Origin of the sequence: Corynebacterium sp. MSK071 (assembly GCF_030232125.1) — a bacterium.
Lineage (GTDB): Bacteria > Actinomycetota > Actinomycetes > Mycobacteriales > Mycobacteriaceae > Corynebacterium > Corynebacterium kefirresidentii.
On record NZ_JASPJA010000002.1, the window covers coordinates 126,047 to 149,142 of the forward strand.

Sequence of the window (23,096 nt, forward strand, 5' to 3'; positions counted from 1 at the left end):
TGCTGTCTATTGGCTAGATTCTATCCCCAATAGGGGAGTGAAAACCACAAAGGGTGAGGCGGCGGTATGCCCGCCTACCTCACCCGGATTGGGAATTTAACCCTGGGAAGCCGATTCGATGGCCGCCTTCATATCGGCGGTGGCATCATCGACCGACTTGTCATCCGTCAATGCAGCGTAGGCATTGTCCTGGATGGCCTTAGAAATCGCCGAGTAGAACGGGGAAACCGGGCGCGGTGCCGCGTTCTCCAAGGACTCCTTGAGCGCCGGCAGGTATGGGAACTCCTGCTGTAGCTGCGGGTCATCGTAGATGGAGGCCAAGACCGGTGGGAAGGACTGCTCCGCGAAGGACTTCTGGTTGTCTTCGTTGATGATGAACTTCATAAAGTCGAGCGCAGTGCCCTTATTCTTGGAGTTGATATTGATACCGTTGTTGTAGCCACCCAGCGTGGAAACGCCTACGCCGTCCTTGCCCAGTGGGGCCTGGACCTCGACGTCGACGCCGGCATCAACCGCATTGGAGTACATATATGGCCAGTTCACGGCGAAGGCGGTCTTGCCTTCGGTGAAGGCCATATTGGTTTCTTCCTCGGTGGCGGCGGTGGAGTCCTTGGAGATGGTCTCCTCCTTGTACGCATCCACCATGGCCTGCAGGCCGTCTTTGGCTTCCTTGGAATCCACGGTGACATTGCCGTCCTTATCCAAGACAGAGCCGCCCCAGCCTTCCATGAAGTCAGCGGTATTGAGCGCAAGGCCTTCATACTGCTTGAGCTGGGTGGTCAGACAGTTCTTGCCGTCTTCCAGCGCCTTACATGCAGATTTGAGATCTGCGAACTTCTCGGGAGCCTTATCCGCGAGCTTGGTATTGCGGAAAAGCAGCTGACCATTGGTGTTTTGCGGCAGCGCGTAGAGGACGTCGTTATAGGTGGCGGACTCTACGGTGGCCGGCAGTAGCTCATCCGTATTGGTTTCAAAATCACCATTGAGCGGCTGGAGCCACTGGTTGGCAGCGAACTCCGCGGTCCACACGACGTCCAGCGCCATGACATCGTAGTCATCGCTGCCCGCCTGCAGGGACTGCACGAGGGTCTCGCGCTGGGCGTCAGCCTCGCCGGCCAGCTCCTTGAGCGTGACCTTCTCGTCTGGGTGCTGCTCGTTCCACTTTTCGATGATGGGGGTCACCTTGTCCGTGTCATTTTTGCCCATGGCAAAAGTGATGGGGCCGTGCGCATCCGCCCCGCCTTCGGAGGAACCGCCCGCAGCGGAATCGGAGGAGGACGAAGAGCAGCCGGCCAGGGCCAGAACTGCAGTAGTCGCAACGGTGGTGCGAAGCAGGAATCTCTTCATGGAATTCACCTTTCGGAAAACTTTCGGTTCTTTAAACCTAAAATACGGAAATCGAAAGGTGGATAATTTTGACCTATTTAACTCTAAATGGGGGTAGTAAAGGGGCGGCGGGAGGTTGGACTACGTACCTGCGGCACTGTGGCCCAGTGTCCGCCGTGGGGCTAATCCTGTGAGATACGGCGCCCCGTTTCTGGGTCAAAGCGGAGTGCTTCGCGCGGGTTGAATGTCAGTACTACATCTTCGCCGCGCTGTGGTGGGGTACCTTCGGCGCGAGCAACAAAGCGGTTTTCGCCCACGGTGACGTAGACGTAGGACTCGGCGCCCAGCTCTTCCACAATGTCCACCACACCCTGAAAACCCACTGGACCCTTGTTGATAAACATCTTTTCTGGGCGTACACCTACGCGGCCGCCGTTGTAGTCAAAGATATTCATGGCTGGCGATCCGATGAAACCGGCGACGAATTCGTTTGCGGGGGCGTCATAAAGCTCGCGCGGCGGGGCAACTTGCTGCAGCTCGCCGTCCTTGAGCACCGCCACACGGTCACCCATGGTCATCGCCTCTACCTGGTCGTGGGTGACGTATACCGTCGTCGTACCCAGTCGCTGCTGCAGGCTGGCCAACTCGGCGCGGGTCTGAACGCGCAGCTTGGCATCCAGGTTGGATAGTGGCTCATCCATGAGGAAGGCCTTCGGCTCGCGCACAATGGCGCGGCCCATGGCCACGCGCTGGCGCTGGCCACCGGAAAGGTCCTTGGGCTTGCGCTTGAGGTAATCGGTCAGACCGAGTGTCTCCGCAGCTGCGTGTACCTTGGACTTGATGTCGGCCTTGGGCAACTTTGCCAGCTTCAAAGCAAAGCCCATGTTTTGTTCTACTGTAAGGTGTGGGTAAAGCGCATAATTCTGGAAGACCATGGCGATATCGCGATCGCCTGGCTCTAAGTTGGTCACGTCCTTGCCATCAATGGTGATGCGGCCGCTCGATGTCGGCTCTAATCCCGCCAGTGCGCGCAGCGTCGTGGATTTACCGCAGCCCGAAGGACCAACGAGCACCAGAAACTCGCCGTCCGCGATTTCGAGGTCCAAGTCCTTTACCGTGGGCGCGCTCGCGCCAGGGTAGGTGATATTGACCTTTTCAAAAGTGACCTTTGCCATGCGCAACACACTAGCACCATTGATGGCCGGTATCCTTAAAGCTTATGACTGCACTTGATTTGGAACGCATTCGCACCGCATTGGCCGATGATTTCACCACCATCGATTTCGTGGAAAAGACCGGCTCCACCAATACCGACTTGATGCAGGCCACCAACGTTGCGGATGGCACCGTGCTGCTTGCCGACGAACAACTTTCCGGCAAGGGCCGCCTCGGCCGCTCCTGGACCGCGCCGGCCGGTTCGCAAGTCATTTTCTCTGTGCTTTTGCTGCCGGAATCCCTCGATCACTTGGGCACCCTACCTCTGGCCGCGGGCTTGGCGGTCACCGATTCCATCGAGGGCACCGTGCTCAAGTGGCCGAATGATGTGCATATCGACGGCAATAAGCTGTGCGGCATCCTCGCTGAGGCTGGACCCGTGGGCCAGGCTTTCAAAGCCGCGCCAAAGACCGAGCTCACCAAGGTGGAAGTGGGCAAGGCTGAACTTAATAAGGCTGAGGTCAACAAGGCGGAAGTAAATAAAACCGAAGTCAATAAGGCGGAGCTCAATAAAGCCGTAGGCGGTGCCGCGCCCTCTGCGCGCGTCGTCGTAGGAATGGGCATCAATGTCACCTTGACCCGCGAGGACCTGCCGATTGAAAAGGCCACCTCGCTCGCGCTCGAAGGCCGCGATACCGACCGCACCGAGCTCGCCATTAACGTGCTGAAGAACCTGCGCCGTCGTATTGTGCAGTGGGAGAACCACGATCCGCAGCTCCTGCGCGATTACCGTGCGGTGTGTTCCTCACTGGGACAACAGGTGCGCCTAGAAACTCCATCCGGCGATGTTATTGGGCACGTGGATGAAATCGGCGAGGACGGCCGCATCATGGTCGCTGGTGAGTACTATTCCGCGGGCGATGTCACGCATCTGCGCCCACAGCAGTAGACCGCACAAGAGACACGGGAGGTAGCATCCATAGCTATGGGATTAATGAAGATGGGCCAAGGCGAGATCAAGCGCGCAGATGTCTCCGCGCCTTTTCGCGCATTGATTTTCCCTTTTCTCGAGCTCATCCTCATTACCGGTCTACTGTGGATTGCCATCGGTTGGTGCGATGTCCAAGCAGTAGACCCGATGCTGCGCAATGGACTGGTCGCGGTGTGGGCGCTGTTGGGAATCTGGCGCTTTGTCATCCCGCTTTATAAGGCCCGTCGCAAGCGCTTCATAGTGACCAATAGGCGCGTCATCGCGCGCGAGGGGCGCACTATCGATTCGATTCCGCTGCAGGATATTCGCGGTGCTCGAAAACGACGCGGCGGAGTGTCTCTAGCCATCCATGGTTGGGACCGCGCCATGTATTTCCCTAATGTTGCTAAGCCCAAGCGCGTGGCTGAGATTATTAATGATCGCCCTTGGTTTTAACCTCGGTGGTGTGCAGCTGGCTATCTAGGTCCTCCGGCGAGAGGTTGGCGCGGCTAAATTCCTGCGTCAGCGGCAGGCGCAGCTCTAAATCAGAGGCGGGGCAAAGCTCAACCGTTGCCTTATCTACTACGTAGTCCAAAACGTGCCCACCGGAGGTGCGGGCGGCGTCGATAAAGTGCACGTGACAGCCTGGCACCGAAATTCCTTTTTCATAAACGGGGGTGCGGAAGCCGCCGATGACTCCTTCGACGTTCTGAAAGTGCAGCTCTTTATCTCCGCCGACGGCCTCTGACATCGGTGGGTAGGGCTTTTCCTGCTTGACCACCGTGCGGGTGGTGACCTCCTTAAAAGTGCCCACGATGCGCACCGCATACATGTAGTTGGCGGAAGGCTCGAGCCTATCGATAAAGGCGGAGAGCTGATCGCGGCGCAGGCCCGCGGGGGCGTCGGCAGTAATGCGAGGAACAAAATTGGTGGCTACCGCATAGGGGGTGCGCTGATCCAAATCTGCAATCTGTGCGGAACCATCGCCCCGCAGTTGGTAGCAGGTGCCGTCCAAAATGATCATCTCACCGTCGAGGCCATCGAAGGTGCCCAAGCCGAAGTTTCCCTTACCTAGCAGCTCTGAAATGGTCATTTCGCCGTCATAAATGCCATCAAGCAAAGCGGTCATGAGTGAATTTTGGAAGATGGTATGACGAGTGAACATAGTATCCAGGCTAGTATTGGGGGACGTGAGTGACTTAAAGCCTATTGTAACTGTTTGTGGCGACGGCCAGCTGGCCCGCATGATGCAGCCGGCCGCCGCGGAGCTCGGTATTCACCTGCGGATTCTAGCCAGCAAGCCGGATTCTTCCGCGGCGCAGGTCACCCCGGACGTGGTGCTGGGGGACTATACCTCCCTGGAGGAGCTGCGCGGCGTGGCCGAGGGCGCGGATGCCATCACTTTCGAGCACGAGCACGTGCCCAATGAACACTCCGCCGCGCTTATCGACGCCGGTTTTAACGTCCAACCTCAGCCCACCGCCCTCATTTACGCGCAGGACAAGTTAAAGATGCGCGAAAAGCTTGCCGCATTTGGTGCCCCCGTGCCACGCTTTGCTGCGATCGACTCGGTGGCCGATGCCCGCGCCTTCTTCGACGCCGTCGATGGTCGCGTCTGCCTCAAGGCCCGCCGCGGTGGCTACGACGGCAAGGGCGTGTGGTTCCCCACCGCCGATAATTGCTTTGAGCTGGTTTCCGAGCTGCTCGAGGCCGGTACCCCTCTCATGGCTGAGGAAAAGGTGGACCTGACCCGCGAGCTTTCCATCCTCGTTGCCCGCCGCCCCTCCGGTGAGGCCAAGGTGTGGCCGATTACCCAATCCCGCCAGGAAAACGGCATCTGTGCCGAGGCCATCGCGCCCGCCCCCGGCCTTACCCCGGAACTTTCCCAGCGCGCTTCCGAGCTGGGACTATCTATTGCCGAGTCCTTGGGCGTGACCGGCGTGCTCGCCGTAGAACTCTTCGCCTTTGACGGTCCCGACGGCGAGGATATCTCCGTTAACGAACTGGCCATGCGTCCGCATAACACCGGTCACTGGACTCAGGACGGCTGTGTTACTTCCCAGTTTGAGCAGCACCTGCGCGCCGTGCTCGACCTCCCGCTAGGTGCGGTCGATGCGCTTGCCCCCGTCACCGTCATGGCCAATGTCTTGGGAGCCGACGAAGATCCTGCCATGCCCATGCCGGAGCGCGTTCGTGAAGTAATGAAGCGTTACCCGCAGGCCAAGATTCACCTCTACGGCAAGGATCACCGTCCCGGCCGCAAGATTGGCCACGTCAACGTTACCGGTGAGGACACCGACGAGACCCTGACCATCGCCCGCAAGGCAGCGCACTTTCTCGTGCACGCCGAATGGGCATAAAACTCTGCTTATAGAAAGGACAGCATGCAACCACACGTAGGCATCATCATGGGCTCTGATTCTGATTGGCCCACCGTTGAACCCGCCGCCCAGGTCCTCGCAGACTTTGGCATCCCCTTCGAAGTTGGCGTGGTCAGCGCTCACCGCACCCCAGAAAAGATGCTCGCATACGCAAAAGAAGCCCATACCCGCGGCCTGAAAGCGATTATCGCCTGTGCCGGTGGCGCCGCGCACTTGCCCGGCATGGTTGCAGCGGCCACGCCGCTGCCAGTCATCGGCATCCCGCGCGCTTTGAAGGAGCTCGATGGCCTCGATTCCCTTCTTTCCATCGTGCAGATGCCTAGCGGTGTGCCGGTCGCCACCGTTTCTATCGGCGGTGCAAAAAACGCCGGCCTGCTTGCTGCGCGCATTCTCGGGGCAGGTGACCCCGCTATACAGGACAAGATGGTGGACTACCAAAAGCAGATGGCCGAGGAAGTCGAGCAGAAGGATAAGAACCTGCGCGACAAGCTGCTGGGAGAGTAGCTCTTAGGAAAAGAAGTAAATAAAACAAGCACGTTTAGCCACAACCGCGGAGGTTTCGGCAAAACGTGCTTGTCTTCTGCGCGGTGACGTCGACGAACGCTAGAAGGGCACGCCGGAGCGCAAGATGACATTGGCAAACGGCGTGGTGGAACCGGTGCGCACGACAAAGGAGGCGCGGGCAACTTCGCGTTTGAGGTCGTCATGGGAGACCTCGGTGAGGGGTACTGCGGGAAGCAAGGAACGCACCTCGGTCGGGGTGGAATCGGCGATGGTGGCGGCTTCGACTACGACTTCGTCGAGGAGGGCGGCCAGCGTATCGGCAAAGGTGGGGATGCCAAAAATCAAAGTGAGGTCGATGACCGGCACCTCGTGGGGAATGGGCAGGCCGCAATCAGCGATGACAAAGGTATCAGTGTGGCCAAGGCGCGCAACGGCACCGGCGAGCGCGGGATTAAGGAGACCGGACTTACGCATTGGTGACCTCCGGCAAAGTGGATGCGGTCGTGGGGTAGGAGGGCTGCGCGCCGTTACCGGTGGCGGCGAAGGCGCCGACGCGGGCGGCGAAGGTGGCGGCATCGACAAGCGAGGCTCCAGCGAGGAGCTGGGCGCAAAAGGCACCTGCGAAGGCATCGCCGGCGCCGGTGGTATCCACGGCGGTCACGCGCGGGGTGGGGATATCCGCGCCGCCATCCGGGGTAGCAACGTGGGCGCCGTGGGCGCCAAGGGTCAGCACGACGGAACGGAAGCCTGCCTCTACCAGGCGGTGGGCGAGTTCGCGCGGGGCGCCGTCTGCAGGTAGGCCGAGCTGGTCCAAGATGAGCCCCGCTTCGTGTTCGTTGGCCAGCAGGGGATCGGCCTGCAGAAGCGAGTCACGGTCGACCTCGACTACCGGAGCGAGGTTAACCACCACGCGACCTTGCGCAGCGTCGACTGCCGCCTGAAAACCAGAGGCAGGGATCTCGCCTTGGAGGAGCACCACGTCGGCATCGGCGATGGTGGAGGCGCGGGCGGTGACAAAGGGGGCGTCGACAAGCGCATTGGCGCCGGGGGAGATGACGATGGTGTTCTCGCCATCGGCCGAGACGGTAATGACGGCGAGGCCGGTATTGGTATCGGCCTGCTCTACAGCACCCAGATCGATTCCGGAGGTGCGCATATAGTACATGGCGGGCTCAGCATAAGGATCGGAGCCCACCGCGCCCACAAAAGCCACGTTGGCGCCCAGCTGCGCCGCCGCAACTGCCTGATTGGCGCCCTTGCCTCCAGCTAAAATCTCGCCGCCGGAGCCCAGCAGGGTCTCGCCGGGCTGCGGGTGGCGCTCGGCGTGGACGATGAGATCGGCATTGATGGATCCGACGACGGTTAGCTTGCTCATTGGAAATCCTCTACATTGTCGCGGGTGACGGTGATGACCTCGACGGGGACGTTCTTCTCCGCCGTGCCACCGTGCAGGAGCGCTGCGGCTTGTTCGATGGCGCGGGCACCGAGCTCTGCGGGCTGCTGGGCGATGGTAGCTTCCAGCTTGCCATCTTTGACCGCCTTGAGGCCATCGAAGGTGCCGTCAAAAGCCACCACCTTGACCTCAGTACCGGCGCGCGAGCCCAAGGCTTCGACCGCGCCGAGCGCCATTTCATCGTTTTCTGCAAAGATCGCCTTGATATCGGGGTTGGCTTGCAGCAGGTTGGTGGCAACGTTGAGGCCCTCCGTACGGTCAAAATTCGCCGATTGCTTGCCGACGACCCGAATATCCCCGTACTTCGCAATCTGCTCTGCAAAGCCTTTGCCGCGCTCGCGCGAGGCGGAGGTACCGGCGGTTCCCTGCAGGATAAGTATCTCTCCCTTTTCCCCGATGGAGTGGGCGAGGGTATCCGCCGCCTGTGCGCCGCCGGCGACGTTATCGGAGGCCACCATGGAATCCAGTTCTACGCCGTTGACGTCGCGGTCCACGCCGATAACCGGCACGCCGTCATCCCTGATGCCGCGCACGGCCGGGGCGACGGCATCGGAATCGGTGGGGTTAACCACGACGACCTTGGCTCCCATCGACGTGGCATTGCCCAGTTGATTGACCTGTTGGGCGGGGTCATCGGAGGCGTCTTGGATATCCAGCGGAACGCCGAGCTCCTTGGCCTTATCTTGTGCGCCGTGGCGCAGCTCAATGAAGAAGGGGTTGGTCTGTGTCGACAGCGCTAGCGTGATGCGGTTGCGGTCTTCTTCCGAACGATTGCAGGAGGCAAGGCCAAGCGCGAGGGCGGGCACGAGAAGGGTGGCGATGAGCTTCTTCATGGTGGGTGCTCCTTAGCTGGCCGTCTTATTACGGATAACGTCGAAGCCGACGGCCAGCGCAATGACCAAACCAATGACGATCTGCTGCCAGAACGAGGAGACATTGAGCAGATTCAGACCGTTGCGGATAACGGCCAAAAGAATTGCGCCGACCAGCGTGCCGGTGGCCTTGCCCTGGCCGCCGGAGAGCGAGGCGCCGCCGATGACGACGGCCGCGATGGCATCCAATTCATAGCCGGTGCCGGCCTGAGGTTGCGCAGATTCGAGGCGGCCTGCCATGACCATGCCGGCCCAGGCGGCAAAGAAACCGGAGAGTGCGAAGACGGCGATCTGGATGCGCTTGACCGGCAGGCCCGAGAGACGGGCGGCCTCGAGGTTGCCGCCGATGGCGTACATGGAACGGCCGAGTACCGTGCGCTCTAGGATGAACCAGCACATGAGCCCGGCGATGACCATCATGATGATTGGAACTGGAAAGCCCGCGATATCGCCGCCAAAGGCGTTGACGGCTGGGGCGGTTTCAATGGGCGAGCCTTGGGAGATGACCAGGGTAAGTCCGCGGGCGATGGACATCATGGCCAGCGTTGCGATGAAGGACGGAATCTTGCCCCACGCGGTGGCCATGCCGCAGATGGCGCCGGCCAGCGCTCCTACGATAAGGCCGATGAGCAACGTGAGCCAGCCAGGTAGACCAGCGGTGGAGAACATATAGGCCGAGACCATGGCACCGAGCGCGGCGACCGAACCTACCGAAAGGTCGATGCCAGCGGTGACGATGACAAAGGTCATGCCGAAGGCCAAGATTGCCACCGTGGCGGCCTGGATGCCGATATTGAGCAGGTTCGCCACGGTAAGAAAGTACGGGGTGGCGATAAACAGCGCGATGCACAGGGCAATAAGGCCAACGAGTGCGCCATTATTCATCGCCCAGTTAACTACTCGATTCTTGGTCAAGCTTCATCCTTGGGGTCAGTTCCGGCAGGTGCGGCAGCAGCGGCGGAAGTAGCGGAGGTCACATTGGATACGGCGAAGGCCATGACCTCGTCTTGGGTGGAGTTCTTGGGGAGTTGGCCGGCGAGTTGTCCACCGGACATGACGAGGATGCGATCGGACATGCCGAGCACCTCGGGTAAATCGGAGGAGGCCATGAGCACGGCGCCACCGGCTGCGGTGACCTCATTAATAATGTTGTAGATTTCCACCTTGGCGCCGACGTCGACGCCGCGGGTGGGTTCATCGAGCAGAAGGACCTTGGAACCGGCCAGTACCCAGCGGCCGAAGACCGCCTTTTGCTGGTTGCCGCCGGATAGGTTGCGGATGGGCTGGGAGAGATCCGCCATGCGGATGCGCAGCTTTTCTGCTACTTCTGTCGCGCGGCGGTGCTGGCCGCTGCGGTCTGCAAGCCCCGCCTTGGCGGTGGGGTAGAGGGTGGCAAACCCCAGGTTATCGCCCACGGAGGCGTCAAGGACGAGCGCCTGGGACTTGCGGTCTTCCGGGATATGGCCCACGCCGGCGCGGATGGCGGCACGTATATCGCCGCTGCGCAGCTGCGTGCCGCCAACGCGGATGGAGCCGGAATCGTAAGGATCGGCGCCTGCGATGGCGCGAATGACCTCGGTACGGCCAGCACCCACGAGTCCGGCTAGGCCGACGACTTCGCCGGCATGGACGGAGAAGGTGACGTCGTGAAAGGCGCCGTCGGAAGTCAGCTCGGAGACTTCTAGTAGGGCCTCGCCGTGTTCAGGGGGAACCTTGCGCGGGTATTGATTTTCAATCTCGCGGCCAACCATGAGCCGGACCAGCTCGTCCTCGTCCGTATCGGCAGGGACTTCGGCAATGAAAGAACCATCGCGCAGCACGCTAATGGTCTCTGCAATTCGCGCTAGTTCCTCCAAGTGATGGCTGATAAAAATCATGGCCACGCCCTTGGCCTTGAGCTCCTCAAGCACGGCAAAGAGGGCATCGACCTCCTTACCGGTGAGCGCGGCCGTGGGCTCATCCAGGATAAGAATTCGCGCATTCATGGACAGCGCCTTTGCGATTTCTACGAGCTGCTGCTTGGCGACGCCGAGCTCACCCACCGGCATATCCAGGTCCACGTCCAAGCCGATGAGATGCAGCGCGGCTTGGGCCTGTGCCTTGAGGTGTTTGTGGTTGACCAACCCGAAGCGGCGCGGGGTGCGCCCGAGCATGATGTTCTCGGCCACCGATATGGTGGGAACGAGGTTGAGCTCTTGGTGGATGGTGGCGATGCCCAACGCCTCGGAGGCCTTGGTGTCGGGGATTTTAACCTCTGCGCCATCCACCACAATGCGGCCGGAATCTGGTTGGTGGACACCGGCAATCATCTTGATGAGCGTGGATTTTCCGGCGCCGTTTTCACCCAGCAAGGCTTGGACCTGACCCCGGCGGACGGTGAGATCCACGCCTTTAATGACTTCTACCTGGCCAAAGGATTTGGTTACGCTTTCTAAGCGCAATACGTGGTCACTCATGGCGTGGCCTCATTGAGGTGGTGGGCGGTGGACATGCGTGGGATGTAGCGGGTGTCTAGCACTTCGCCCTCTGGCTGGCGCTTTTCGTTAATAGCCGCGATGAGCTTAGCCGTGGCGGTCTCGCCCATCCGTGCAACATCCTGGTCCACTACCGAGATGGGGGAGGGCTGGAAGCGCAGGTAGATAAAATCATCGAAGCCCACGAGCGCGATCTCTTCTCCGATGCGCTTACCCGCATTATGGCAGGCCTCTAGTGCACCGGCAGTCATCATGGAATCGCCGGCAATAAGCGCGGTGACGCCCTCCTGCAGGAGCGCGATGGCTCCCTTATAACCTTCGCGGTGGCGGTAGCTGCCGTGGTGGATGTGGGTAGGCATCCCACGCGTGGCGGCCTTGAATGCTTCGAGTCGCTGCCGGCCGGTGGAGGTTTCCTGAGGGCCGGACAGGTAGCCGATATGCGTGTGCCCTTTCTCCTTGAGCTGTTCCACGGCCTGTTCGATTCCCTTGTGTGGATCTGATAGCACTGCGGGAATCTGGCTCAGGGTCCGGTCAATGAGCACGAGCGGCCGGTAGGTGCGCGCCTGCTCGAGCGCTTCTTCGGCACCTTCGAGCGGTACGGCGATAATTCCGTCCACCTGGCGTTCCATGAGGGCATCGAGGGCCTTGACTAGCCGCTGTGGTTCCTCGCCGCAACTGGTAATCATTGTGGCTAGACCCTGTTTATCGGCGGCCTCTTCAACGGCTGCCGCCATCGCGGCGAAATAGGCATTATCCAGGCTGGGGATGACTAGACCGATGGCATTCGACCGGGAGCTACGCAAGGCGCGGGCCTGGGCGTTGGGCCTATAGTTCAGCTTGACGGCCGTGTCCTTGACACGTTGGCGCGTGGATTCAGAGATAGCAGGGTTGCCCGAGAGTGAGCGGGACGCGGTAGAAATGGATACTCCAGCAGCAGCGGCCACGTCTTTAAGGGTGGTTCCGGCCATGCTGACCTCCTTGGGTTTTAAGGCGTATGAGCCATCGTCTGGCCCTACGGGGTGCAATCGATTGCATGCTCGAGTTAAACCTAAGGCCTTTTCTATCTTTCTGTCAAGGTGTGGCGAGTCTATGCTGGTATCCATGTCTGACCCGCTCCTCGTGTTGGGTTCCCGCGTAACCCACGGCTATCCCGGCGCTATGTTGCGTTCGCGTCTGGATAAAGCGCTGGCCCTTTATCATGGCCAGCAGATTATTGTCTCTGGTCGCGGCGAGGCAGGTCCGATGGCCACTTATCTTATTGAGCGCGGCGTACCTGCTGAGCGAGTAGTGGTGGAGCCAGACGCCACGAGTACCAATGAGAACCTGGAAAATGCACACCGCTTGGCCCCGCACGCCGTTTTGCAGGTGGTGACCAATGATTTTCATGTCCTGCGCACAACGCTGTGGGCCCGGCACCTAGGTATTGCTGTGCGCGTGCATCCCGCGCGCACCCCGTGGCGGTTAATGCCGCGTAACTATCTGCGTGAAGTTCTAGCTACCCCGCACTCCGCAGCGCGAATAGCGTGGCGGCGGGTGTGTAGATAGCACTGCCGCTTAGTTGGGGGGCTGTTGAGTCCCTTTCAGGTGTCCTCAACCCCCGAAAGAGGTTAACTGCAGGTTAACTCCATGGCGGTGAGCTGGTGAAACGGTAGATATACGCTCCTTATTATGCAAACGATTGACCGGCGCTTTGCCGTGCTCCTAGGCTAAATCCAACGAAAGTTATAGCCAGAAAGGTCTTTGTTATGACCAGTGGAGGAGCGGCTGGCTCTGACGCTGAATACCCCAGCGTCGCCATTTCTCATGGCGATTACGCGGCCGAGATTGCCCTTTTCGGCGGTGCAGTAAAGGCGCTGACCTATCGCGGCGCACCCTTGGTAGAAAGCTATGAGGGCAAGCCACCACTGATGGCCGGTGTGGTGCTGGCGCCGTGGCCCAATCGCACCGAAGATGGCTGGTTTGAATGGCAGGGGACTGTCCACCAGCTAGAAATTACGGAGCCGGAGCGCAATAACGCCATCCACGGCTTCGCGGTGGACTGGTGGCGGGTAAAAGAACGCACAGAAAGCCGAGTGATCCTCGCTTTTGACATTGAGCCGCGGCACGGTTGGCCATGGGCCATTCAGCTGGAGGCTACCTATGCTCTCGATGAGCAAGGATTGCACCACCGGCTGACCGCCCGCACCGCGGACCCCGGCGAGGTTCCCTTTGCCTATGGCCTCCACCTCTACCTTTCCCCACAGGGAGCTGGGGCGGAGGAAGCGGTGCTGAGTGTGGACGTCGGCAAGCGCCACGTGCTAGACGCGCGCAACCTGCCTACGGGCAAGACGGAGCAGGTGCGCATTGTCCACCAACCCATCGCCGAGGTGGATTGGGACGATTGCTTCCACGGTGAAGGGCCGCTGACGGCCAGATATACAGCCGGTGGAAAAGGTGTGCGGCTGGAGATGGGCGAGGGCCTGAACTGGGTGCAGATGTTTACCCCAGCCAACTTCCCGCGGGAACAAGGCCCAGGCAAGGCGCTTGCGGTAGAGCCCATGAGCGCGCCGCCGAATGCGCTGCGTAGCAGGGAAGACCTCGCGCGCTTGAGTGCTCAAAATCCACAGACTTATACGCTGCTGCTGGCAGCAGAAAATAATAACTAGAAAGGTCAGCCATGGAGACTGCTGAATCCGTATTGAGGCTCGATGCCTCTTGGGCGGATTACTTATTGGTAGCCATCTACTTCCTCTTCGTTCTAGGCATTGGCTGGGCCGCCAAGGCCAGGGTGTCTAGCTCTATCGACTTCTTCCTCTCCGGTCGAGGCTTGCCCGCCTGGGTGACCGGACTGGCCTTCGTCTCGGCCAACCTAGGCGCGGTAGAAATCATCGGTATGTCCGCCAATGGTGTGGAGTATGGCTTCCAAACCATGCACTACTTCTGGATCGGTGCCATCCCCGCCATGGTCTTTTTGGGCATTGTGATGATGCCGTTCTACTACGGCTCCAAGGTCCGCTCGGTGCCGGAATTTATGCGCAAACGTTTTGGCAATGCCGCGCACTTGGTCAACGCGATTTCCTTTGCCGTAGCCCAGCTGCTCATTGCAGGTGTGAACCTGTACCTGCTGGCCACCATCGTAGAGGCCCTATTGGGCTGGCAGATGTGGGTATCGCTCTTGGTCGCCGGGTTTATTGTGCTGTCCTATATCACCTTGGGGGGCCTTTCGGCCGCCATCTATAACGAGGTGCTGCAGTTCTTCGTTATCATCGCCGCGCTTGCCCCACTAACCATTATTGGGTTGAACCGCGTGGGCGGCTGGAGCGGGTTAAAAGACGCCGTGGCCAATGACTCTCACTTCCACACCTGGCCGGGCACGGACATCTCCGGCTTCGAAAACCCGGTGTGGTCTGTCATCGGCATCGTCCTAGGCCTAGGCTTCGTGCTCTCCTTCGGCTACTGGACCACCAACTTCGTAGAAGTCCAGCGCGCCATGGCCTCGGATTCTATTTCCGCGGCCCGCAAGACCCCGATTATCGGTGCCTTCCCCAAGATGTTCGTACCTTTCCTGGTGGTTATTCCGGGCATGGTTGCTTCCGTGTCCGTGGCTGACTTGATGGAGGAGCGCGCCGAGCCGAACGACGCCATCCTGCTGCTCATGCGCGACCTGCTACCCAATGGCCTATTGGGTGTGGCAATTGCCGGTCTCTTGGCGTCGTTCATGGCCGGCATGGCGGCAAATATCTCGGCTTTTAATACCGTCATTTCCTATGACATCTGGCAGACCTACGTGGTCAAGGACCGCGAGGATGCCTACTACTTGAAGTTCGGCCGCATCGCTACGGTTATCGCCACCGCTATTGCCATCTTCACCGCGCTTTTGGCACAGAACTTTGGCAATATCATGGACTACCTGCAGACCCTGTTTGGCTTCTTTAATGCGCCGCTATTTGCCACCTTCATCTTGGGTATATTCTGGAAGCGCATGACCCCGCACGCTGGTTGGTCCGGACTGGTGGCCGGTACTGGTTCCGCCATCGTTTTCTGGTACGTCGCTTCTTTCACGGACATGATTAACCTTCCAGGCCAGGGCACCGCCTTCGTCGCGGCCGGCGTGGCCTTCGCCGTGGATATCGTGGTCTCCATCGTGGTTACCTTGTTTACCCAGCCCAAGCCGGATGCCGAGCTGGTCGGCTTCGTTTCCTCCGTAACCCCCAAGGACCACTTTGAGGACTACACCGAAAAGTCCTTGCCGTGGTACCAACAGACCGTCCCGCTGGGCATTATCTGCCTAGTTATGGCCGTAGCACTCAACGTCATCTTTGCCTAAGGAGCCCAACATGTCTGAGAAAAAGCGCGCGGGCGCATTCGACCTGCGCAACGTCATCGCCGCACTCCTCGGCCTCTACGGCCTCATCTTGCTCGGCTGCTATTTCTTCCTTGACCCAGGCATTAACCCAGATACCGGGCAGGCCAAAAACGTCAGCGATAACCTATGGGCAAGCCTTGCTTTGCTGGCCGTGGCCGCCGCCTTTGTGCTGTGGGCGCGCCTGAAGCCCATCACCATCCCAGGAGAAGACTAATGGTTGAGATTACCTCCGCCACGCTTGCCGACGGCCGCGAAATCCTCTACTTCGACGACCAGCCCCACCCTGACCGCGTGCTCGTTGATTCCCGCGATATCCCTACCGTAGCCCCTGCTTCCGAGATGCGCCGGGATCCCCTGACAGGAGACTGGGTGGCCTTTGCCGCCCACCGAATGAACCGAACCTTCCTGCCACCTGCCAATGAGAACCCGCTAGCGCCCACGCGCGAAGGCCAGCTGCCCACGGAGATCCCCAGCCCTAGCTATGACGTGGTGGTCTTTGAAAACCGCTTCCCGTCTTTTGCTACCGCGGCCGACATCGAGCACCCCGAGGAGGATAACCTGTTTGGCATGGTGCCGCGCCTTCCTGCGCGCGCCCGCTGTGAGGTGGTCTGTTTTACCGAGGATCCCGCCCTTTCTTTCAAGGATTTGCCCGAATCCCGCATTCGCACCGTTATTGAGGCGTGGGCTCATCGCACCGCCGCGTTGTCCCAGATTGACGGTGTGCAGCAGGTTTTCCCCTTCGAAAACCGTGGTGAAGAAATCGGCGTGACCCTCCAGCACCCGCACGGCCAGATTTATTCCTATCCATTCCTCTCGCCGCGCCTGCGCTCCATCGTGGATTCCGCCCGGGCCTACGACGGCGACCTCTTTCAGGATCTCCTCGATCGTGAGCGCGCCGCCGGCACCCGCATCATTGCTGAGACCGAGCACTTCACCGTCTTCGTCCCCGCCGCCGCCAAATGGCCGTTGGAAGCTATGGTCTTGCCCAATGAACACATCCCTGACTTCGCCGCGCTTAGCGACGCCCAACGTGCCGACCTCGCACCCTTGCTTAAGAAGCTGTACTCCGCGGTGGACCGCTTCTTTGATGGCGTGGACAAGACCCCCTATATCGCCGGCTGGACCCAGGCACCGGTGGACAAGGCACTGCGCCCAGGCATCCGCATGCACCTGCAGCTCTTTTCGCTTATGCGATCGCCCGGCCGCATGAAGTACCTCGCCGGCTCCGAGTCTTCGCAGGCGGTGTGGATTAATGACACCACCCCGGAGCGCATTGCCGCCCGGTTCAAGGAGATCTGGGATGCTTAACTGGATTGAGACCCGTACCGATGAGGAGCTCGCTGCCGCTGCGCGCGCCCTCTTCGCCTCTGCCTTCCCGGATTCGCCCGAGCCCGCCGGCGTGTGGGCCGCTCCCGGCCGCGTGAACCTCATCGGCGAGCATATCGATTACGCTGGCGGCGCCTCCATTCCCTTTGCGCTGGAGCAAAATACCGCCGTTGCTGTCGCGCCTCGCAGCGATGGGCTTATCCGCATAGCTTCCGAGTTCGACGGCTCCATCGCCCATGCAGAGCTTCCGCTTGCCGATGTTCGTCCGGGCCACCCCGCCGATTGGTCCGGCTACGTTGCTGGCACCGTGTGGGCCGCTACCGCGGCGGGCACGCTGTCATGCACGGGCCTTGATATCACTATTGTCTCCGACGTCCCCGTCGGCTCTGGCCTGTCTAGCTCTGCCGCCCTCGAGTGCTCCACGGCCGTGGCCGCGTATGAGCTCGCGCACGGGCATTCTCCCGATGACGCTGCCCGCAGCCAGCTGGCGCAAGCCTGCATTCGCGCCGAAAACGAGGTGGTCGGCGCCTCTACCGGTGGATTGGACCAAAACGCCAGTCTCTTTGGCCAGCGCGGCAAGGCCCTCTTTTTGGACTTTTCCACTGGCGCCGTCGAGCGCGTGCCTTTCAATATCGAGGCCCAAGACATGGTGCTGCTCATCGCGGACACCAATGCCCCGCACACGCTTTCCGACGGCCAATACGCCTCCCGCCGCGGCATCATCGACGCCGTCCAATCTGCCGCCGGTTGCTCCATCCGCGAGATCTCGAATGCCGTGGACTTTGCCGCCACCGTCAATCCCGCCGAGGCGGAACTCTATCGCCGCCGCGTGCACCACGTGGTGGAAGAAACCAACCGGACCCTAGATGCCGCTACCGCGCTGGCATCTTCCGATCTAGATACATTCCGGCGTCTTATGCGCGAGAGCCACATCTCTCTGCGCGACCTTTATGAGGTCACCACTCCGGAGCTCGACTCCGCTTTTACCGCGGCCGGAGAGCTGGGCGCTCGCATGACCGGTGGTGGTTTCGGCGGCGCGGTTATCGCGCTCATCCCGCACTCCTCCGTCGAGTCCACCGCCCAAGCCATTTATGATGCTGCGGTTTCGCGCGGCTTTCCGGAACCTACCTTCTTGGTTGCGCGTCCGGGTGAAGGCGCCAGGCGCTTGGTCTGACTCCGCGGCCCGGCTCGGCTTAGCCGCGACCCTCCCAGCGCGCCTCTTGTCGTTGGGTCCATACTGATCAGGCTGATCTGAAGGCCGGGCCGCCTCAGATCGGCCTTAATTCCCTCAATTCGGCCTGATCAGATCAGCCCCAAAGCCCTAAGCGTTCGGGTCACAACGCCAAGAGAGCTTTCTGGATCCCCTCGCGCAGAGTCTCGCGAGACTGCTTCATCGGATGCGCAATCGCGCGCAACCCCATGTACGCAATCTGGTCGGCCGCCCGATTCAGCGGATCACCCGCATGCCCAAGTACACGGCGAATGTCGACCTCGCATTGGCCTTGGATATCGCCCCAAGCTTGCTGGAATCGGGACCGCGCACCCGAAGACACCCCTCGCCACGTGCGTCCCGGCCGCGACGCTTTAGAGCCGCGCTTATGCACAATCTGCTCGACCGCCTCCAAAGCGGCTACGGAATCGGACTCAATAACCGCCTTGCGCGCACCCACCTTGAGCAGGTATTTCAGCGCGAGCGTCAGTGCTTCGAGCTCGAGCTCATCCGTGCTCGCCTTGGTTTCTCGAGTTCGTAACCGGTAGTCGCCGTTGCCCGCAACGAAGCACATCGACCCCTTGAATACGGTATCCGAGGAAGCGTCGGTGGCTATGCGAACCACGTCGCCCTTGGACCATGAGGAGGCGCGCGAGAAGTTCGGCCACCAGTGTGCTTTCGGCGTCTCTACCTGTGCCGCTTGCTTCTTTTTCGGTGCTTCACCCATCTTGCGCGCCTTCCGTGCAGTAAGGCCGGCTTGTTTTCGGCGCACGGAGCTCGCGCTCTTCGAAGCCCTATTTTCTTCCGCAAAGCTTCCCGTCACCGTGAAACCGTCTGCCGTGAGTGCCGCTCGCAACGCATTCTGCCTGCGACCAGTGACAATCCACACCCGTCCGTCGAGTCCCTTGAGTGCGCGTTTGACCTCCCGTACGGCGATATCGACGATATCGCCCTTCTTAGTCTGGCCGCGGCGCACAAAACGCGTCTGCTTAGTATTGACCGCGATGACCCAGCCTTCGATGGTGCCGTTGGGGGCGGAATCCCAACGCTCGTCCCAGAGCGCGACCGCAACATGGATTGGTGCCGAGACCATGCCCGAGGTGATCTTGCGGGTACCGTAGGTGCGCGATTGCGTACCGGTAAGTTCTGAGAGCTCGATGGGTTCCATTATCTCTAGTAAAGCACGGTTAACCGCGCTGCTGAATTATCCCCGCACACCACCGCATTGAACTACTTCCCCTTAGGTCGAATGTGATCGAGCCGATCTGAGCACAACCCGCCCTCAACTCAGCCTCAACGCTCTCAATTCGGCCCGATTACCTTGGACCTAAAGTTCCGCCTCTCACTGAAGGTTCTCGGAAGTTCACCTTCCTGAGCCCCATGACGCGTGCTCCGCCCCTCCAGTAGTGAAGATGAAACCATGATTACAGATCACTTCATCAACCTTCGTTACGCCGGAGCCGAAAGTCCGCACCACTTAGCCCTCCAGTGCGGTGAGCTCACCCAGATAGCGCCCTGGGTCGCCGTTCCCACGGCCACCTGGAGGCAATGGGTGCGCCATAAACAACAATTCGCCAAAGTAGTCGCTGCCGGGTGGAGCACCCACCGCGCCGTCCTCATCAGTAAATCGGCCGCGCGGCTGTGGGGAATGTGGGTAATTTCCAGGAAAGGGGAGGAGGTGGAGTTAGCGGTGCCTTCGGGAAGCGTTCCCCCACGCAGGCTCACCGCGAAGGGCTATCGGTACCGCCGGGTAAAGTCCCTCCAGGAATCCACGGTGACGGTAGCAGGTGTGCGCACCACGCATCCCGCCCGCACCTGCCTCGAAATCGCCCGGCTACACGGCTTCCCAGATGGCCTGGTAGCTACCGATTCTGCTCTCAGGCAACACGGCGTCACCACCTATGACTTGCGCGAAGAACTGGCAAGAATGCAGCGCACTAGGGGACAAGCAGCCATGCGTAAGGTTATCGAGCACGCGTATGGCGGATCGGAATCGCCCTATGAGTCCTATCTGCGAGCCCTCATTATCGAGCGTTTCCCGCAGGTGAAAATTGAGCCGCAGAAACCGCTGCTCGGGAAGTATCGGGCGGATCTCTGTCTCGATGGCTGGCTGGTGGTCGAGGTCGATGGCGATGCCAAATATGACGGTACCTACGGCAAGGAGCCCGTCCACGTGGTCAAGCAGCAGATAAAAAGGCAGCGAGCGCTAGAAAACCGCGGATACGTGGTGCTGCGCTTTGGTTCCAGCGAGGTGAAAGCGTCGGACGAGGCATTGCGGATAATCGCTAGCCACTTGGGAAAACGCGGCAGGAAAGTAGCCTAGATCACCCCCGCGCCACCCCACAAAGCATAAAAGTTGTTGAACAAAAGGCATAGCAACCCTTAAGATGATGCGCATCACAAATTTAATGCGACCTGCATCACGAAAGGTAAAATCTAGTGAGTGCTGAGACATCACACGCCACTCCGGCGCGGGCGGAGGATAAGACCCCGCCAAAGGGCCTCGGCGCCATGGCCGGTGCCATGTTCCTCATGGCCACCTCCGCCATCGGTCCGGGATTTTTGACCCAGACCTCGGTCTTTACCGTGCAGATGGGGGCTTCTTTCGCGTTTGCGATTATGCTGTCCATCCTCGTTGACATTGCCATCCAGCTCAATGTGTGGCGAGTGCTGTGTGTAAGCGGTATGCGCGCAAATACCTTGGGTAATACCGTTCTCCCCGGCCTGGGCTGGGTCCTCGCCGTATTCGTCTTTATCGGCGGCGCGGTCTTCAATATTGGCAATATCGCCGGTTCGGGCCTCGGTATCAACGCGATGCTGGGCATCGATGCGCGCATCGGCGGCGTCATCGCCGCAGCTATCGCCGTTTTTATCTTCCTCTCCCGCAAAGCCGGCATGGCACTTGACCGCCTTGTTGCCGTCCTCGGTGCGGTCATGATCCTGCTCATGCTCTACGTCGCGGTGGTCAGCCAACCACCGGTGGGCGAGGCACTAAAGAATACCGTCGCGCCAGGCGAGATTGACTTCTTCGTCATTACCACCATCATCGGTGGCACCGTGGGCGGCTATATCACTTTTGCCGGCGCGCACCGACTCATTGATTCTGGCCACACCGGCGTGGAAAACGTCAAGAACATTACCTATACCTCGGTCAGCGGCATCGTGGTAACCGGCATCATGCGCATGCTCCTCTTCTTGGCGGTGCTCGGCGTGGTAGCCACTGGGGTGGCGCTTTCCGATGACAACACCGCGGCCGATGCGTTCTACCATGCCGCTGGCGAGTTCGGCCTGCGTGCCTTCGGCGTAGTCCTCTTCGCTGCCGGTTTGTCCTCCGTTATCGGTGCGGCCTATACCTCGGTGTCCTTTGTGACCTCCCAGGAGACCTCGACGCGCACCCGTAATATCCTCACCATCGTCTTCATTGTGGTGTGCACGGTGGTCTTCGTGGCCATTAACTCCGCTCCGCAGAAGCTGCTCATCTTCGCTGGTGCCATCAACGGCCTTATCCTGCCCATTGGCTTTGCCCTCGTGATGTGGGTGGCCTGGCGCCGCCGCGACCTTTTGCATGGTTATAAGTACCCCAAGTGGCTTCTGGTCATTGGCGCCTTGGCGTGGGTACTGACCATCTTTATTGGTTTCAAGGCCTTTTCCGGCATCACCGAACTATGGGCTTAATGCGGACCCCGGAGCAGGTGCGCGAGTATGCGCGCACCCATGAAATGGCCACCACCGCTGGCCATGCCCGTGGCTTTATGCAGGCTAATCTGCTGGCGGTGCCGCAGGAATACGCCTTCGATTTCTTGCTTTTTGCCCAGCGCAACCCCAAGCCGTGCCCAATTGTGGGCGTGCTAGAGGCGGGGCAGTACACCTCCGAGCTACTTCCAGGTGGAGATATCCGCACCGATATCCCCGCCTACCGCGTCTTTGAAAACGGTGAGCACAGTGCCACGCTTGGCGACGCCACCTCGTACTACACCCCAGACATGGTCAGCTTCCTTATCGGCTGCTCCTTTACCTTTGAAACTGCCCTGCAGGATAACGGCATAGAGGTCGCGCACATTGCCCAGCAGCGCAATGTGCCGATGTTCAAGACCTCGATTCCTACCACCCCGGCCGGGGTCTTTTCCGGTCCCATGGTGGTGTCCATGCGGCCGATTCCGGCCGCACAAGTCTCCGATGCCGTGCGCATTACCTCCCGCTACCCCTCGGTTCATGGCGCCCCAGTGCACGTAGGTGACCCAGCGGCCATCGGCATTGCGGATCTCTCGTGTCCAGACTTTGGCGAGCCGGTAGAAGTACCAGACGGCTGCCTACCGGTCTTTTGGGCCTGTGGTGTCACCCCACAAGCCATCGTGATGGAATCCAAGCCGCGCCTGGCTATCACGCACGCGCCGGGGCAAATGTTAGTGACAAATGCCCGCGATCAAGATTTTCTCATTCCTTAATCCTCGAGCACGGCGAGGATCTTGCCGCACGTATTCATGAGGCTGTCATGTGCAAGCGTGGCAGCCTCATCCCGTTTTCCATCTGCGATGAGCGTGGCCAAGGTGATATTTCCTTGAATATGGTCCGCATGTAGTTGCGGGTAGCGCGGGATGGCCAAGAGGAAGGTAAGCCGCATGCGGGCGAGTAGATTATCCATCTGCTCATTCAGGGTGGGGGAGCCTAGCGCGGCCACCAGCGTGCGGTGGAAACGCTGATTGATGGCGGAGACTTCCTGGTGCTCGCCGCGCGCCGCGTAGTCGAAGGCGGAGGAAGTGAGGGTGACGAGTGAGGGGGCGTCGGGAAAAGCGCCCCAACGTACCGCGGCCGGTTCAATGGCTGCGCGGGCGGCGAAGAGATCACGGATATAGTCTGCATCTGGCATTGCGAGGAAGACACCCCGGTTAGGGATGCGCTCGACAATGCGCTCCGCGGCGAGCCTCGTGAAGGACTCACGCAGGGTATTGCGCGAGCAGTTGAAGCGTTCGGCTGCCTTGACCTCGCTGAGGCGCTCGCCGGGCTGGAATTCGCCTGCGGAAATGGCTTCGCGCAACGCGGAGGCGACAGACTGGGAAAGCATGCTCACAACTGTACTAAA

24 protein-coding genes are annotated in these 23,096 nt (G+C 60.2%); 13 read left to right on the forward strand and 11 right to left on the reverse strand.

Annotation, left to right across the window (positions count from 1 at the left end; translation table 11 throughout):
- Positions 1–96: 96 nt before the first annotated feature.
- Together QP990_RS02000 and QP990_RS02005 are read right to left on the reverse strand one after the other, a co-directional pair.
- Positions 97–1,347, reverse strand: a complete 1,251-nt coding sequence (locus QP990_RS02000) for an ABC transporter substrate-binding protein (RefSeq protein ID WP_023020707.1) — start codon at positions 1,345–1,347, stop codon at positions 97–99.
- A gap of 161 nt (positions 1,348–1,508) precedes the next feature.
- Complete coding sequence (locus QP990_RS02005; protein WP_023020708.1) at positions 1,509–2,501, reverse strand: ABC transporter ATP-binding protein; 993 nt, start codon at positions 2,499–2,501, stop codon at positions 1,509–1,511.
- Between the two features lie 44 nt (positions 2,502–2,545).
- Here QP990_RS02005 and QP990_RS02010 point away from each other — a divergent pair, with 44 nt between their 5' ends.
- Together QP990_RS02010 and QP990_RS02015 are read left to right on the forward strand one after the other, a co-directional pair.
- Positions 2,546–3,430, forward strand: a complete 885-nt coding sequence (locus tag QP990_RS02010; protein WP_023020709.1) for a biotin--[acetyl-CoA-carboxylase] ligase — start codon at positions 2,546–2,548, stop codon at positions 3,428–3,430.
- A 36-nt stretch (positions 3,431–3,466) separates the two neighbouring features.
- Complete coding sequence (locus QP990_RS02015) at positions 3,467–3,907, forward strand: hypothetical protein (protein ID WP_023020710.1); 441 nt, start codon at positions 3,467–3,469, stop codon at positions 3,905–3,907.
- Here the strand turns inward: QP990_RS02015 and budA are convergent.
- Positions 3,885–4,616, reverse strand: a complete 732-nt coding sequence (gene budA / locus QP990_RS02020) for an acetolactate decarboxylase (protein WP_023020711.1) — start codon at positions 4,614–4,616, stop codon at positions 3,885–3,887. The genes QP990_RS02015 and budA overlap by 23 nt on opposite strands.
- Before the next feature lie 79 nt (positions 4,617–4,695).
- Here budA and QP990_RS02025 point away from each other — a divergent pair, with 79 nt between their 5' ends.
- Complete coding sequence (locus tag QP990_RS02025) at positions 4,696–5,811, forward strand: 5-(carboxyamino)imidazole ribonucleotide synthase (RefSeq protein ID WP_051139247.1); 1,116 nt, start codon at positions 4,696–4,698, stop codon at positions 5,809–5,811.
- A 24-nt stretch (positions 5,812–5,835) separates the two neighbouring features.
- Positions 5,836–6,336 carry a 5-(carboxyamino)imidazole ribonucleotide mutase gene (gene purE, locus QP990_RS02030; protein ID WP_023027818.1) on the forward strand — a complete coding sequence of 167 codons (501 nt, stop codon included), beginning with the start codon at positions 5,836–5,838 and terminating at the stop codon, positions 6,334–6,336.
- A gap of 99 nt (positions 6,337–6,435) precedes the next feature.
- Here purE and rbsD read toward each other — a convergent pair whose 3' ends face one another.
- The 6 genes from rbsD to QP990_RS02060 are packed head-to-tail and all read right to left on the reverse strand — an operon-like array spanning position 6,436 to position 12,103.
- Positions 6,436–6,810 carry a D-ribose pyranase gene (rbsD, locus tag QP990_RS02035; RefSeq protein WP_023020714.1) on the reverse strand — a complete coding sequence of 125 codons (375 nt, stop codon included), beginning with the start codon at positions 6,808–6,810 and terminating at the stop codon, positions 6,436–6,438.
- Positions 6,803–7,711 (reverse strand): ribokinase, encoded by a 909-nt coding sequence (locus QP990_RS02040; RefSeq protein WP_023020715.1) that lies wholly within the window; start codon positions 7,709–7,711, stop codon positions 6,803–6,805. Before QP990_RS02040 ends, rbsD begins: the two co-directional genes overlap by 8 nt.
- Positions 7,708–8,622 carry a substrate-binding domain-containing protein gene (locus QP990_RS02045; RefSeq protein ID WP_023027819.1) on the reverse strand — a complete coding sequence of 305 codons (915 nt, stop codon included), beginning with the start codon at positions 8,620–8,622 and terminating at the stop codon, positions 7,708–7,710. Before QP990_RS02045 ends, QP990_RS02040 begins: the two co-directional genes overlap by 4 nt.
- Before the next feature lie 12 nt (positions 8,623–8,634).
- Positions 8,635–9,576 carry an ABC transporter permease gene (locus QP990_RS02050; protein ID WP_023027820.1) on the reverse strand — a complete coding sequence of 314 codons (942 nt, stop codon included), beginning with the start codon at positions 9,574–9,576 and terminating at the stop codon, positions 8,635–8,637.
- Positions 9,573–11,117 carry a sugar ABC transporter ATP-binding protein gene (locus QP990_RS02055; protein WP_023020718.1) on the reverse strand — a complete coding sequence of 515 codons (1,545 nt, stop codon included), beginning with the start codon at positions 11,115–11,117 and terminating at the stop codon, positions 9,573–9,575. Before QP990_RS02055 ends, QP990_RS02050 begins: the two co-directional genes overlap by 4 nt.
- The gene (locus QP990_RS02060; protein ID WP_023020719.1) at positions 11,114–12,103 is read right to left on the reverse strand and encodes a LacI family DNA-binding transcriptional regulator; all 990 of its coding nucleotides are present in this window, start codon (positions 12,101–12,103) and stop codon (positions 11,114–11,116) included. The genes QP990_RS02055 and QP990_RS02060 overlap by 4 nt, the downstream gene beginning before the upstream one ends.
- Before the next feature lie 133 nt (positions 12,104–12,236).
- Between QP990_RS02060 and QP990_RS02065 the strand changes: the two genes are divergently transcribed.
- The 6 genes from QP990_RS02065 to galK all read left to right on the forward strand — a co-directional run bounded on the left by QP990_RS02065 (position 12,237) and on the right by galK (position 17,980).
- Positions 12,237–12,680: a YdcF family protein gene (locus QP990_RS02065; protein WP_198010445.1), complete on the forward strand. Its 444-nt coding sequence runs from the start codon at positions 12,237–12,239 to the stop codon at positions 12,678–12,680.
- A 200-nt stretch (positions 12,681–12,880) separates the two neighbouring features.
- The gene (locus tag QP990_RS02070) at positions 12,881–13,780 is read left to right on the forward strand and encodes a hypothetical protein (protein ID WP_023020721.1); all 900 of its coding nucleotides are present in this window, start codon (positions 12,881–12,883) and stop codon (positions 13,778–13,780) included.
- A gap of 11 nt (positions 13,781–13,791) precedes the next feature.
- On the forward strand, positions 13,792–15,441 hold the full coding sequence (locus tag QP990_RS02075) for a sodium:solute symporter family protein (protein WP_023020722.1): 1,650 nt from the start codon (positions 13,792–13,794) through the stop codon (positions 15,439–15,441).
- Positions 15,442–15,451: 10 nt separating this feature from the next.
- A complete protein-coding gene (locus QP990_RS02080; protein WP_023020723.1) occupies positions 15,452–15,694 on the forward strand; it encodes a hypothetical protein in 243 nt (80 codons plus the stop codon).
- A complete protein-coding gene (gene galT / locus QP990_RS02085) occupies positions 15,694–16,788 on the forward strand; it encodes a galactose-1-phosphate uridylyltransferase (RefSeq protein ID WP_023020724.1) in 1,095 nt (364 codons plus the stop codon). Before QP990_RS02080 ends, galT begins: the two co-directional genes overlap by 1 nt.
- Positions 16,781–17,980, forward strand: a complete 1,200-nt coding sequence (gene galK / locus QP990_RS02090; protein ID WP_023020725.1) for a galactokinase — start codon at positions 16,781–16,783, stop codon at positions 17,978–17,980. The genes galT and galK overlap by 8 nt, the downstream gene beginning before the upstream one ends.
- 160 nt (positions 17,981–18,140) lie before the next feature.
- Here galK and QP990_RS02095 read toward each other — a convergent pair whose 3' ends face one another.
- Complete coding sequence (locus QP990_RS02095; RefSeq protein ID WP_023020726.1) at positions 18,141–19,184, reverse strand: RNase H family protein; 1,044 nt, start codon at positions 19,182–19,184, stop codon at positions 18,141–18,143.
- Positions 19,185–19,436: 252 nt separating this feature from the next.
- Between QP990_RS02095 and QP990_RS02100 the strand changes: the two genes are divergently transcribed.
- The 3 genes from QP990_RS02100 to QP990_RS02110 all read left to right on the forward strand — a co-directional run bounded on the left by QP990_RS02100 (position 19,437) and on the right by QP990_RS02110 (position 22,461).
- Positions 19,437–20,339 carry an endonuclease domain-containing protein gene (locus QP990_RS02100; RefSeq protein WP_023020727.1) on the forward strand — a complete coding sequence of 301 codons (903 nt, stop codon included), beginning with the start codon at positions 19,437–19,439 and terminating at the stop codon, positions 20,337–20,339.
- 188 nt (positions 20,340–20,527) lie between these two features.
- Positions 20,528–21,691 carry an NRAMP family divalent metal transporter gene (locus QP990_RS02105; RefSeq protein ID WP_034656254.1) on the forward strand — a complete coding sequence of 388 codons (1,164 nt, stop codon included), beginning with the start codon at positions 20,528–20,530 and terminating at the stop codon, positions 21,689–21,691.
- Positions 21,682–22,461 (forward strand): putative hydro-lyase, encoded by a 780-nt coding sequence (locus QP990_RS02110; protein ID WP_198010446.1) that lies wholly within the window; start codon positions 21,682–21,684, stop codon positions 22,459–22,461. The genes QP990_RS02105 and QP990_RS02110 overlap by 10 nt, the downstream gene beginning before the upstream one ends.
- Here QP990_RS02110 and QP990_RS02115 read toward each other — a convergent pair.
- Complete coding sequence (locus tag QP990_RS02115) at positions 22,458–23,078, reverse strand: GntR family transcriptional regulator (protein WP_284798198.1); 621 nt, start codon at positions 23,076–23,078, stop codon at positions 22,458–22,460. The two genes, QP990_RS02110 and QP990_RS02115, sit on opposite strands and share 4 nt — an antisense overlap.
- Positions 23,079–23,096: the final 18 nt, after the last annotated feature.